Here is a 12632-nt window from a genome sequence, read left to right on the forward strand (position 1 = left end):
TAAGCGAGTTCATTGGAGACTTCTTTCTAGAATTAGGTTGGTAATTACATTCTATCAGAGAAGTCCAATGGACTTTTTTCATTTTCTAATCAGCGCAAGTGTTCAACTTCATTTTACAATTTACCTTCTTATTTTTTTGCAGATTTTTCCCAAATATGCCCTGGCCTTTTTCAAATAACCAGCAATTTGAACAAGCACCAAGTAAGGAATAAAAAATTAAGATCATACTGGCATTACCCTAAATTAAATAATTTCATTAGTGCAACTTGCCAAAGCTACAGCCCTAATTTAAAATATTTTTACAATAATTAAATAACATTAATAGAATAATGGTAGAATTGCCTTTGTCTTAACGTAATTGCAATTGTTTATTTAGATTAGTCGGCGTTTTTGGTTCTTACGATGACAAAATTGCCAGCACTAACATTTTTTATGTTAAAAAGGCCTAGCAAGCAATCTTGCTTGAGCCATTATATATTGAAGAAGCTTCTTTAAAAGACCGTTTATCTAAAGGAGAAAAACGAAACAAAACATGCATACACAATTAACTTCAGATAAATATTTTCAAAAGGGGCATTGGCCACTGAAAATTTGGCAAACCGCTCTTGCTTTAATTGCTTGGGCCATTATTCTCTTTCCCCTTTGTTGGATCCTGTTGCCTTTATGCGCCCCTCAAGCAGCAACTGCTATCGGCATTCCTCACTACCAAGACGAACTAGATTTATTAAAATTTTTAGGAAAATTCTTTGGCGGCGGAATCATTCTTATTACTGTTTGCAACATTGCCATGACTCTTTGGAATAACCGTCATTTTCCACGCAACTTGTCTACTAGCAATGACACTAAAACCGCATTGCGCCGGGCTCATGCGCAGATAATTGAGCGTGACTGGGAGGAACGATTCGGATCTTGTGATCACCGCCAGCAAGTTCGCTTTTATCAAGTAAGCACACAACAAAATCTTGATAATAGCCTTATCAAAAAGTTATTTAAAGAAGACGAGGGCAGAAAATGAATACACTAGCGCAAATAGGGGTCACCATTTTAACCACTCTTTATTGGATACTGGTTTCCTACCCGATTATAGGAGCAATTGCTTGGCTGGGTGGCGTACTATGCTACCAGTTCCTTTTTAAGCACCGCCTGCATGATTTTGCTGATATTCCAGTAGAAGAAGAGCCACTTATTTCCATTTTGATACCTGCCCATAATGAAGAAGTCAGCATCCAAAATACCATTTCCTATAATGACCCAACTCAATTACCACAATTATGAAGTTATGGTAATTGATGATTGCTCAACAGATAAGACACCCGAAATTTTACAGTCTATGCAGAAGCAATACGCTAGTTTACGGGTTATTAGGATCGGAAACAATCAAGGCAAAGCGCATGCATTGAATACAGGATTAGCCTTTGCACGAGGAGAGTTGATTTTGTGCAACGATGCCGATACAGTCCCTGAAAAAGATGCTTTAAATAAATACGTTAATTACTTTATTCAGCAAGATGCTGACAATCTTGCTGCCGTTACAGCCAACTTAAATGTACAAAATCGGACTAAGTTGATTGCCAAGTCCCAAACAGTTGAATTTTCAAGTATTGTTGGCGTTATCAGACGGGCAGAAATTGGAGTTTTAGGTGGCGTTTACGCATACAGCGGGGCTAACACTATGTACCGCAAAAGTGCAATATTAGATATTGGCTTATTTCGGCAAAATAGAACTACTGAAGACATTAGTGCTGCTTGGGACCAACAACTAAACGGCTGGGTGGCTGAATTCGCTCCTGATATTAACTTCTATGCATCTGTTCCTGGAAATACCGGTGGTCTTTATGCTCAGCGCAAGCGTTGGGCTAAAGGTGGCAACGAGGTATGGCTAACCAATTTTAGTCATCCTCTGGCTAATTATGGACAAACAATGATGTTTCTTGACCAAACCTTGAGCATTTTGTGGTCATTCTTCTTCTGGTTTTCATTAATCAGCGCCCTTGTTTTACTAACAATGAACTTTCCAGCTGCTACGTTGATTCATTTTATAACGAAATCTATGGTCTTATTGCTCTTTGGCATAGTGGCGGCAATAATCCAATTGTCCATTGCTCTAATTATCGACAGTCATGCAAGCAAGTTGCACTACCTACTATTTGCACCCTTTTATATTATTTGGTGGTGGTTTATATCTTCTCTAACAATTATTACTTTTGTTCCGGCGATTTATGCAATTAAACGCGAACGTACGGTAACCTGGACCAGTCCTCAGCGTAAGTGATTCTAACCAATAAATGTTGAACAAGATAAAAATATTGATCCCTATTATTTAAATATTAGCCCACTGCTTTGTCTATAATGATATATTTTTCTATACAGAATATTAAAATTGTAGTAGAAGTTGTTTACAATTGCATATAAATATAGGAAGGAATATCATAATGCATACTAAAAAAACACAATTTCAAAAATGGCTGCTGGGCTTAATTACTCTAATTATTCTTACAGTTAGTGGGCAAGCCATACCCCTTGCAGGAGGCAATCCAACAAACAATTCACACATCACAAGCGTGGTACAAGGTGCCGTTATCAGACGTCACAGCAAAAAACATGCTAGTCATCGACGTTACAGCCAAATCGTTTATATTGCACCCAGGTCTAGGAAAAAATATCATTTCAGCAGAACTTGTCGCGGCCTTCGTAGAGCACGGGGCAGAATCACTAAAATGACTCGTCAAATTGCCATTAGCAGAGGCTATAAACTTTGCAAATGGGAAGATTAATTCAGGCAATAAGTCAAAAGAGTAGTATTTGTTTTAAAACAAATACTACTCTTTTGAAATTCTTTAGTACATTCAACTTTAGCTAATAATCGTTTTTAATTCATGCTTCAAAGTTAAACCAAATGTTCATAAACTTTTAGTGCAATAATCTTAATCAGGCAGATGCTTAATGGCAAGGCAAGGCAGAAGGCAACAATTTGACTGCTCAAGCTTTGCTTTGTGAGTTGAAAGTTTAAGGCAAGAAAGGCTAGTACAACCGCAACGGGTAAAGTCAATTTCAATGTGATGCTGTCGGACTTGGCATCAATCAACTGCCAGCGTTCGTCGTTTTTCTCCTTTCTGCCCTTTCTTGCCACGTAAGCCCAGTAGCAAACAAAAATCAGGTAGAAGCTAAATAGCAAGGCATTCTTAATCATTAAATTCATTTTCTTTTCTCCTTGATAAACACCGCGGCAGGTCATTCCTCCTGGTAGAATACATCGGTAACGGTCAATCCAAAGGCCTTGGCTAAGTTAAAAGCTAACTCTAAAGATGGCATATACTTATACCGTTCAATCGAAATGACCGCCTGACGGGAAATTCCCACTCGGTCCGCCAACTGCTCCTGGGTCCAATTATTCTGTGTGCGCAGCACTTTGAGTTTATTCTTGATCAAAGTAATAACTCCTCAATAAAATGTAATCACATGATTACATTTTATTTTAGCTTATTTTATTTAAATGTCAATAAGTGATTACATTTATTAAAAACAAAAATCGCAGCTTTGTAATATGCACCATATAGTTATCAGTAATTTTGAGGTTCACATTATTGTTCTGCGATTTTTAAGTTTTTAATTAAACTAATTCAGAATAACGGACTAGATGAATTCTATTGTCGGCAATTTTGGTGCGGATTTGAGGATCACACAAAAAATCAACTTCTTGTGTACGTGGGATTGTCAGACTAGACTGTTTCATAATACTTTGATCCAAAAAGCCTGGATGACATACCATCATTGGCACATTGTCATTTGAATGATTAATAGCAAAATTCACAGTATCATCAAAAGTCTTATACGGATTATAATGCTCTCCCATGCTGTCCATAAAGGTGGTAATCGTTATATTGGTTTTAAATTGTACCGGGCTCAACGCCAAGTCAAATGGCAATAAAGGTAAATCATACTTATCTGCAACAATTTCCAAGCCTTTAAGGAGATTATCACTGTATACAGCATGTGCTTCAAAGTAATCTGGCTTTTTGCCTACAATTTTTAAAAAATAATGATACTGCGCTTCAATTTCTGTTACTACTTCATCTAATTTAACTAAATCGTGACTTGCCTGACGGTATTCTTTCGATGACTTAAAGTGGCCATCTTTGGTTACTAAACTAGGAATTAACTCTGGATCTGTTATCGGTTTACCAGCACAAATTGCTGTATGCATCCCAAGATCAATATCCAATTTCTTAACCAAATCAAGACCGTGCTCGGTATCCTTCATATTAACCATTAAACCAACGTTATTAATTATCCCATTTTTAATACTTTCGTAGATTCCATAGTTTACCCCTTTAGAATAGCCGAGATCATCAGCTCGAATAATCAGATTATGCATTTTCCACAATTTCCTTTCCAGTCATTTTTGAGGTTGGTTCCACACCAATCACATAGGTTGCAATTGCAGCGACCACTAGGGCTATAACCCCGCTAATAATGCCATTAATCAAGTTAACAGTTGAACCGCCAAGATAGCCAGTTAGACACATAAAATTAGCTACTGGTACCAGTGCATATGCTGTTACATGAGTAATGGCACCATAAACACCACCAGCAAAGCCACCAATCATCATGCCTAAAAATGGCCTGCGATATTTGATAGCTAAGCCATACAGACCTGGTTCAGTTACTCCTCCAATGATATTTGCAATAAAAAAGCTAAACGCTAATGACTTCTCCTTTTTATCTCTCAGACGCAGAGCTGCACCTAGACTCATTCCAGCAACTGACAGGCTGGCCGCAATTGAACCCACCATTATAAAATTATCCTGGCCAGTTTGTGCCAAGATCGTAATCATGGCACTAATCATTACTAAATGCATACCCGTCATGACTAAAAGTTCCCATAAGGCGCCAATCAGACCAACTCCAATAATAGCAGCAAAAACACCTAAGTGGCCAAATGAAATAATTCCTTGCGAAACATATTCACCCAGGAATCCACCCAAAGGTCCTAGAATGCATAAAGATAGCGGCAACATGACAGCAATAGTTAAGGTTGGGGCAAAAATTGTACGCAGAGAAGCCGTAATATGCTTAGTAAAAAAACGCTCAATATAAGACATGATCCAAACTGATAACAAAATCGGAATTACAGTGCTTCCGTAATTAGTTAAGTGCATTGGAATTCCGTAGACCGTAAATGGCTTACCTGCAGCAACTATCTTTACCAATCCGGGATCAAGCATAATCGCGCCTAAAAAGATTCCCAAAATTGGTGAAGTATTAAATTGTTTAGCAGCCGTATATCCTATGGCAATTGGGAAGAAGTAAAAACCGGCATCACCCACAAAACTAAATAATTGGTATAAATCGCTATGAACTGAAATCATGTTTAACATTGATGGACCAAAAACGGCAACTAACATTTTAAACATTGATGCTGCAATTAGCATTGGAATTAATGGTGTTAAACTTCCGGCAACCTTGTTTAAAATAGTATTACCAATAGATTCCCAGGTCTCTTTTTCAGCTTTTTTACTGTGGTCTTGGTCAATATTTTCATTAATTGGTGCTGCTTCAGTTAAATTCCCTGAACTAACAACCGCATCATAAACTTCATTAACTGTTTGACCAATAACAATTTGATATTGGCCCCCTGACCGAGTGACGCCTAAAACGCCACTAATATCCTTTATATTCTTATCTTGAGGAATACTCATATCCTTTAAATTAAACCGTAATCTGGTCATACAATGGGTGACACTTACTATGTTTTTTTCACCCCCAACGGAACTAATGATTTGTCCAGCCATTTCATGGTAATCTTTACTCATCTTTTTCTCCTTCATTCTGTGTTGTTTGTGCAATTATTCGTTGCACATAAATCATCAAATAAAAAACTTCATCATCTGAACTAATCGTATTCAGCTTTTCATCAATTTGGCTAACTATATCCACTGTGCACTGATAAACAACAGGATAGTTTTTCTTAAAACTAGATCTAATCAAATTGCTTGACCCATCATCAATTTGTTGATCACTCTCTAAACGTTTTAAGTAGTATCTCAAATGGGTCACAAAACGGTTAAAAATGAATGCATCACGATCAATTAATAGATTAAATTGTTTCTCAATTTCTTTGGTTGCTAAGTCTGCAATTGAATTAAAGTTTTCTTCACTGATTTGTAGAGTAGTAGTTACTTGAGAATCAATAAAGTGCATTGCAATTGCAGTCGTTTCTTCTGGTGGCAACTGCACGTTCAATCGTTTTTTAATCATTTTTACAGCTATTTCTCCCACATGATATTCCTTAGGATAAAAGGAATGGATATCATATGAAAATGGGTAATTAAAGCGCACACCCTTATTTACGCGCTTAATTGCAAAGTTAACATGATCTGCCAAACTGAATAATATATTTTGGTTAAACTCATGATCAAGAATAGTTTGTGCTTTTTCAACAATATCAGCACTCACTTCCAAAACATTTTCAGGAATCTCCTTGATCAACTGAAACATTCTTGTATTAACCCGATAGAAAGTCATTCTTATCTTGCTTAAATCAGATAACTCATATGGCGTCTTAGGGAACCCGATACCCTTACCAAATGCGATCAATTCATCGTGATTTTGATCCAAACAAATTGCTACGTTATTATTAATTTTTTTAATAACTTGCATTTAGCTTCTCCTACTTTTAATCAAGTGCTTTTTTGTTTAACCAATACATCTGGAATATCTACCTGATCGCCATACTTCTTTAGTATCTGCCAATTTTGATGGTCAGATGATAGTTTAGTGAAAACAACCATTGTCGTTAGATCAATATTCTTCGCTGTGAACGTGTTGCGATCAAGTTTGATCATTTCCTGCCCCTGCTTAACAAAATCACTTTGATGAATAAGCGCAGTAAATCCCTTACCATTTAAATTAACCGTGTCAATACCAATATGGATCAAAACTTCATCACCATCTTCTGTAATTATACCTACAGCGTGCCTAGTATTAGAAAGCGAAACAATTCGACCAGCAACGGGTGCACAGACAACTTTTGCAGCTACTGCAGGCATGATTGCAAAACCGTCACCCATCATTTTTTGTGAAAATACCGGATCATTCACATCTTCAAGCTTTATCAATTTGCCTTTAATTGGTGCAAGAACACTGAATTGACGCTCTTTCTTTTTTAAAAAACCAAACATTTTTCCTCCAAACAAAAAACTCTTTGAAACACCACTACTAGCAGGCACAAATTGTGCTTTTGCTAATGGTAATGCCTCAAAGAGTAACAAACCATTTTTATTTATACTTTTATTATACGTATTACTGTATTTCTATGCAAGCGCTTTTTGGCAAACTTTTTACTTTCCGCCTTCGGCCCTTGACTTGTAGGCGCCCTCGGCAGTGTTAATAACTAGCTCTTCACCGTCTTTGACAAAGTCGGGTACTTGAACGACCAGACCAGTTTCCATAGTTGCCGGCTTGCCTGAACCGGTAACGGTTGACCCTTTAATGCCAGGTTCTGTGTGAACCACCTTCATTGTGACAGTTGATGGCAGTTCTACGCCTAACAACTTACTGCCATTGGCAAATTCAAGCTGTACCTCAATATTAGGCATGAGATAAAGCTTGTCATCACCCAATTGATCACTGGAAACTTCGTATTGCTCATAGCTTTCTGTGTCCATGAAGGTATATGTGTCGCCTTCACTATAGAGGAACTGGGCGTTCTTCTTGGCAATATCAACCAAGTCAACCTTTTCCGTTGGCCGCATCGTTTTGTGCACAACGGCTCCACTTTCAATATTGCGCAGGTCCATCTGCATCACAGTATTGCCCTTGCCTGGCTTGTGGTGGTTGGCCTTGAGCACTTTAATCATCTTGCCATCCTGGCTGAAAACCATGCCCTTTTTTAAGTTAATTGCTTGTACCATTTGTATGTACTCCTTTAGATCTATCTTAAATAATCAGAACAAAAAAGAGTCACGCGGGTGGCAAAGCAAACTTTTTGATTAATAATAAATAAATCGTCTTCATGACCTAATTATAACAAATTAAAATTGCCGCAGGTAGACCCGATCGATAAGATGACCGTTTGTTTTATGTAAAATCAAGCTGGCGCGCTGCTTGGTCGGAGCAATATACTCGCGCAGGTTGACCAGGTTGACCATCTGCCAGGTGTCTTGGGCGAGCTGCAGGGCATCTTGTCTTGGCTCGTTGGCCATTTCATAGTAAAAATTATCTGGATTATTTTTATTCAATTCCAACACGCGGACGAAGCGCTGCATGAACCACTTTTCAATCAAGTCTTCTGCAGCATCAATATAAATTGAAAAGTCGAAAAAGTCGCTGGTAACTATTTGACCGTTAGTTGGCAATTGCAGAGTATTGATGCCCTCAATGATCAAAATATCTGGTCGGCGCACGTGGCCGTATTGCCCGGGGACAATATCGCTCAATTCTTGCGAGTATAAGGGGTATGCTACTTCCTCTTTGCCGCTAAGCACATCCTTTAAGAAGTCACTAAGCAAGTTCATGTTGTAGCTTTCAGGGAAGCCCTTGCGGTCAAAAAGCCCCCGTCGCTTCAACTCTTGGTTAGGGTAAATAAAGCCATCCGTTGTCATCAGGTGGACTTTGAGCTCGGCATATGTCCGACTTAAGAGCACCTGCAGCAGCCTGGCTGTCGTCGACTTGCCTACAGCAACCGACCCGGAAATGCCGATAATAAAGGGCGCACCGGTTACGTTCTGCCCCAAAAATGCGCTCTGCTTTTCTTGCAAGTCACATTTTTCCTGGTAGACCAAGTAAAGATAGGCAATTAAACTGGCATAAATTTCTTGCACGTCAGTCAGGTCGACCACGTCGCCCAGCGACTTGATCTTGACCAATTCCGCTGGCGTAATTTTGACTTGTTGGTCAGATGCAAGCTGGGCACACTGATCCCGGTTAAATTCTAAATAATTCTTCATTGCGCACCAATCCCTACTCTTTTTCTATATTATAAGTAAAATAAACCTGATAAGCAAAAAGCAGAGCAACTTCCTAATTCGAAATTGCTCTGCTTCACACCTAATTCAATCTTTTAAGTCATAGCACATCATGACGTGCTCAACGCCGGCCTCGGTGAAGACATCGCCGGTCACCTGGTAGCCCAGAAAATCATAAAAGGGCTGGGCTTGCAGCTGGGCGTGGCAGTATAGACGCTTGACGCCGCGGCGGCGCAAATACTTGTGCACCGCCATCATCATCTTGCTGCCTAGGTACTGCTTGCGCTCACTTCTGGCGACCGCTACCCTTCCCAGCATCCACCTGCCATCTTCTTCAAACAGACGGCAGACTGCCCGGGCCCTGGTCTGCTCTTTATTCAGCAAGAAAACCTGAATTGCATCCAGATCCTGGTCATCAAGTTCAGGATCAGTAATCTTTTGCTCACTGACAAAGGTATCAATACGCAGGCAGGCTAGGCAGAAGACTTCGCGGCCTGACATTTCATTGATTTTCTTAAAACTGAAGGTATCTTGGGTTGTAGCCACAAAGATTCACCTACTTTTCTTCATAAGTCTGCTTGTCAACATCAATTAAAGGGCTCTTGTCACCCATATAAAGCACGTCTAACTTGTACATTGCGCGCGACGTGATCGTATAGACCAGCTGGGTCTCATCAAGGCGCTGGTAGTTTTCTCTAGAAGCAGCCCACATGATGACGGCATCAAACTCCAGTCCCTTGGCCAGGTATGATGGAATGACCAGGGTGCCTTCTGCTAGGCGCTGGTTGGCCGTGGCAATCAAGGTGGCCTTGACCTGATTTTCTTTTAGCTTTTGGGCTACTATTTTCGCACTAGCTAGGTCCTTGGTGATAATAGCTGTTGTCAACTTGTCGTGGTCGTTGGCCTTAAGCACTTGCTCCAAAATGTCCAGGGCCTCTTTTGATGTTTTTCGACCCCAAAGGGCTGGCTTTGGCCCTTGCCGGTTAAAGGATTCAATCTTTTCACCTTGGCGCAAGATTTGCTTAGTAAAGTCAGTGAGCTGCTTAGTCGAGCGGTACGACTTGGTTAGCTGGACTACTTCTGTCTTTTCTGGGTCAAAGAGGCCGCTAATCTGCTTGAGCAGACTTCGACTTTCATCCTTGGTAAAAATGGCCTGGTTCAAGTCCCCCAGCATCGTGAACTTAGCCCGAGGGAAGTTGTACTTGAGGTAGCACAATTGGAATGGCGTGTAATCCTGGATTTCATCAATAAAGGCATAACGCATATCATAGTCAACGTGGCGCCCCGTGATGAGGTCGTATAAGTAAAGGTAGGCTGAAACATCATTCATGTACATGTAGTGTTTCTTAAAGCTCCCTTTAACTTCCTCAACGTGCTGGGCCCAGTCTTCAGCACTGATTTGCCGCTTAGTTAAGTCAGTCATCTTCGGGACTGCCCGCAAAAAGCTTAAATATTGGGCCCGCATGTTAACAAAAGTATTGTGCCTAATCTGCTGGAAAACCTTGTCAAGGGCCTTAACGACAATCTTACGGCTCAGAAACTTCTCTTCTTTTTCTTCTGAATCAAACTCCTGGTCCGGTCGGTCGTATAACTCATTCAGTTGTTCTTTACTTAAGTTTTGAACACGGTCGACTACCCAGGCTTTTTTGGTTTCGGCATTAATCTTGCGGTTGAGCGAGTTGATCAGTTCCTCACGCGTTGCATCAATGCGGTTGCTCAAGTTGTAGTTCGAATTGAATGAATAGTATAATTCGCTGATTTTTTCCTTGGGGAAAAATGGTCTCTTTTGGTCACGGAAGTATATGTTCTTAAATACTAGTCCGCGTTTGCCTAAGTGTTTGGCATAGCGATTCATCAACTTAAAGAACATGGTAGAGTCCTTGAATTGCCCAATGACTGAATTGGCTCCTGCATCCTCAAACTGATCAAAGAGATTCTCGACCTGCATCCCAGGCAAGCGGCGGGCAACAAACTGCCAGTACGTCATCTGTACCATGTTTTGTTCACCCATTTCAGGCAAAACATTTTTGATGTAGTCATTAAACAACTGATTAGGACTAAACATGATCACATTGCTGCTTCTCAAGTTGCCGCGATAGCGGTAAAGCAAATAAGCAATCCGCTGCAGAATCGCTGAGGTCTTGCCTGAACCAGCCGCCCCTTGAACAAAGAGTAAGTCAGCACCGGTATTTCTGATAATCTTATTTTGTTCACGCTGAATCGTAGTCACAATAGACTTCATCTGCGTGCTGGACTTTTCACCTAAAACTTCCAATAGCATTTGATCACCAATTGACTCATTGGTGTCAAACATGTTGACAATCTGACCGTCTTCAATCATAAACTGGCGCTTCTTGGTCATTTCAACGGTAATTTCACCTTCAGGCGACATATAGGAAACCTTGCCCAACTTGCCATCATAGTATATCGAAGATATCGGTGCCCGCCAGTCGTATATCAAAAAGTGGTTGTCATCATCAGCAAAAGAGCCCAGACCAATATAGATGGTCTCAGGCTTTTCGCTGCCTTCTTTAAAGTCCACACGGGCAAAATAAGGCTTCTGCTCTAGCTTTTGCACCGTTTCCAACTGTCTAGTCGCATGTTGCCATGCATTCTCCCGTTCATCAAGCAGCTGTTGCTGCTGGTGAATGGACAAGGCTGTTTCCATTGACGTCGAATAACCATCATAATCCAATTTGACGTCATCAAAAAAATGGGAATTAAGATTTTTGGCTTCTCCTTCAGCAGACTTAATTGATGAAGACAATTCTGCCTTCTTAGCCCTAATCATTTTTAAGATTTGGTCGAGATGCTGCTGCTCAAATTGCTGATTGTCCATCGCTTTTGTCATAAAGTCACCTAATTTCAAAACTTGCCTATTATTCTAACATGAAATCGGATTAATATATAATACTTGATATTATTTATAAAGATCGCTGGGGGAAGCAATGAACGAGCATGACTTTTTTGCTATAATATGTCTTAACTGATGTTAACCCTTCCCCATACTATGTAATATTGGAGTTAATAATTTATGAATAAATTTCGCCACTTTTTAACCAAACTAACTTACGCCCTGCTTGCAACTCTTGTACTTGGCGGAGTTTTGCCACCAAGTACAAATAGCATCATGTCTAGCCAAGTTGTGTCTGCTAAAAAGGCCAAAAAAAGGCATCAGGTGCGCTCATACCGCAGCCTTCGCTGGAGAAAACCTAAGGCTACTGTCTACATTAATTTAGGAGATAACCAGGACCTAATCTCTGCTACTAATGATGCCATCAAAGCATGGAATGACACTGGCGCTTTTAAATTTACTAAGACTAAGAATTTGAAAAAAGCCAATATTACAATCGAGCAAGCATACCGGCCCAACTTTAACTATGCGGGCTATACTTGGTATAACTTCTATCTCAAAAGCAATATTTTGTTCAAAGCTCGAACGCAACTGAATACCTATTACTTAGAAAATTTTGCCGGCTATGACTACAGTTACGACCGGGTAGTCAACACAGTTGAACATGAATTGGGGCATGCCATAGGTCTTAAGCATAGAAATGGGAAGACAGTAATGATTCCAGCCGGTTCTTATTACCCAATCCAGCCTGGCGACATAGCCCGGCTTAAAAAGCTATACCGCGAAAAATAAATTGATCATTACTAGCAAAA

12 protein-coding genes and 1 pseudogene are annotated in these 12632 nt (G+C 40.0%); 3 read left to right on the forward strand and 10 right to left on the reverse strand.

Annotated elements, in window-relative coordinates:
- Window positions 1-532: 532 nt before the first annotated feature.
- Both AC2JF7_RS05720 and AC2JF7_RS05725 read left to right on the forward strand, forming a co-directional pair.
- Complete coding sequence (locus tag AC2JF7_RS05720) at window positions 533-1015, forward strand: hypothetical protein (RefSeq protein ID WP_500727736.1); 483 nt, start codon at window positions 533-535, stop codon at window positions 1013-1015.
- A pseudogene (locus tag AC2JF7_RS05725) lies at window positions 1012-2272 on the forward strand (glycosyltransferase family 2 protein). The gene AC2JF7_RS05720 and the pseudogene AC2JF7_RS05725 overlap by 4 nt, the downstream one beginning before the upstream one ends.
- A gap of 615 nt (window positions 2273-2887) precedes the next feature.
- On the opposite strand, the gene AC2JF7_RS05730 reads toward AC2JF7_RS05725, so the two are convergent.
- From AC2JF7_RS05730 to helD, 10 genes are all read right to left on the reverse strand, one after another.
- Complete coding sequence (locus tag AC2JF7_RS05730) at window positions 2888-3199, reverse strand: DUF2178 domain-containing protein (RefSeq protein WP_500727737.1); 312 nt, start codon at window positions 3197-3199, stop codon at window positions 2888-2890.
- A 32-nt stretch (window positions 3200-3231) separates the two neighbouring features.
- Window positions 3232-3429: a helix-turn-helix transcriptional regulator gene (locus AC2JF7_RS05735; RefSeq protein WP_500727738.1), complete on the reverse strand. Its 198-nt coding sequence runs from the start codon at window positions 3427-3429 to the stop codon at window positions 3232-3234.
- Between the two features lie 181 nt (window positions 3430-3610).
- Window positions 3611-4375 carry a ChbG/HpnK family deacetylase gene (locus AC2JF7_RS05740; protein ID WP_500727739.1) on the reverse strand — a complete coding sequence of 255 codons (765 nt, stop codon included), beginning with the start codon at window positions 4373-4375 and terminating at the stop codon, window positions 3611-3613.
- Complete coding sequence (locus AC2JF7_RS05745) at window positions 4368-5813, reverse strand: PTS transporter subunit EIIC (protein ID WP_500727740.1); 1446 nt, start codon at window positions 5811-5813, stop codon at window positions 4368-4370. Before AC2JF7_RS05745 ends, AC2JF7_RS05740 begins: the two co-directional genes overlap by 8 nt.
- Complete coding sequence (locus AC2JF7_RS05750) at window positions 5806-6660, reverse strand: PRD domain-containing protein (protein WP_500727741.1); 855 nt, start codon at window positions 6658-6660, stop codon at window positions 5806-5808. Before AC2JF7_RS05750 ends, AC2JF7_RS05745 begins: the two co-directional genes overlap by 8 nt.
- A gap of 20 nt (window positions 6661-6680) precedes the next feature.
- Window positions 6681-7181 (reverse strand): PTS sugar transporter subunit IIA, encoded by a 501-nt coding sequence (locus AC2JF7_RS05755; protein WP_500727742.1) that lies wholly within the window; start codon window positions 7179-7181, stop codon window positions 6681-6683.
- A gap of 159 nt (window positions 7182-7340) precedes the next feature.
- Window positions 7341-7913: an elongation factor P gene (gene efp, locus AC2JF7_RS05760; protein WP_500727743.1), complete on the reverse strand. Its 573-nt coding sequence runs from the start codon at window positions 7911-7913 to the stop codon at window positions 7341-7343.
- Window positions 7914-8033: 120 nt separating this feature from the next.
- Window positions 8034-8948 carry a type I pantothenate kinase gene (gene coaA / locus AC2JF7_RS05765; RefSeq protein ID WP_500727744.1) on the reverse strand — a complete coding sequence of 305 codons (915 nt, stop codon included), beginning with the start codon at window positions 8946-8948 and terminating at the stop codon, window positions 8034-8036.
- Between the two features lie 105 nt (window positions 8949-9053).
- The gene (locus tag AC2JF7_RS05770; protein ID WP_500727840.1) at window positions 9054-9467 is read right to left on the reverse strand and encodes a GNAT family N-acetyltransferase; all 414 of its coding nucleotides are present in this window, start codon (window positions 9465-9467) and stop codon (window positions 9054-9056) included.
- Window positions 9468-9522: 55 nt separating this feature from the next.
- The gene (gene helD, locus AC2JF7_RS05775) at window positions 9523-11817 is read right to left on the reverse strand and encodes an RNA polymerase recycling motor HelD (protein WP_500727745.1); all 2295 of its coding nucleotides are present in this window, start codon (window positions 11815-11817) and stop codon (window positions 9523-9525) included.
- Between the two features lie 183 nt (window positions 11818-12000).
- On the opposite strand from helD, the gene AC2JF7_RS05780 reads away from it, so the two are divergent.
- A complete protein-coding gene (locus AC2JF7_RS05780) occupies window positions 12001-12612 on the forward strand; it encodes a matrixin family metalloprotease (RefSeq protein ID WP_500727746.1) in 612 nt (203 codons plus the stop codon).
- Window positions 12613-12632: the final 20 nt, after the last annotated feature.

The organism is Lactobacillus sp. XV31L (genome assembly GCF_059900865.1).

Bases quoted from the DNA above. Each gene is read 5' to 3' on its own strand.
- AC2JF7_RS05720 (WP_500727736.1), top strand. From the start codon at position 533: ATGCATACACAATTAACTTCAGATAAATATTTTCAAAAGGGGCATTGG.
- AC2JF7_RS05730 (WP_500727737.1), bottom strand. From the start codon at position 3,199: ATGAATTTAATGATTAAGAATGCCTTGCTATTTAGCTTCTACCTGATT.
- AC2JF7_RS05740 (WP_500727739.1), bottom strand. From the start codon at position 4,375: ATGCATAATCTGATTATTCGAGCTGATGATCTCGGCTATTCTAAAGGG.
- AC2JF7_RS05745 (WP_500727740.1), bottom strand. From the start codon at position 5,813: ATGAGTAAAGATTACCATGAAATGGCTGGACAAATCATTAGTTCCGTT.
- AC2JF7_RS05750 (WP_500727741.1), bottom strand. From the start codon at position 6,660: ATGCAAGTTATTAAAAAAATTAATAATAACGTAGCAATTTGTTTGGAT.
- AC2JF7_RS05755 (WP_500727742.1), bottom strand. From the start codon at position 7,181: ATGTTTGGTTTTTTAAAAAAGAAAGAGCGTCAATTCAGTGTTCTTGCA.
- efp (WP_500727743.1), bottom strand. From the start codon at position 7,913: ATGGTACAAGCAATTAACTTAAAAAAGGGCATGGTTTTCAGCCAGGAT.
- coaA (WP_500727744.1), bottom strand. From the start codon at position 8,948: ATGAAGAATTATTTAGAATTTAACCGGGATCAGTGTGCCCAGCTTGCA.
- AC2JF7_RS05770 (WP_500727840.1), bottom strand. From the start codon at position 9,467: ATGTCAGGCCGCGAAGTCTTCTGCCTAGCCTGCCTGCGTATTGATACC.
- helD (WP_500727745.1), bottom strand. From the start codon at position 11,817: ATGACAAAAGCGATGGACAATCAGCAATTTGAGCAGCAGCATCTCGAC.
- AC2JF7_RS05780 (WP_500727746.1), top strand. From the start codon at position 12,001: ATGAATAAATTTCGCCACTTTTTAACCAAACTAACTTACGCCCTGCTT.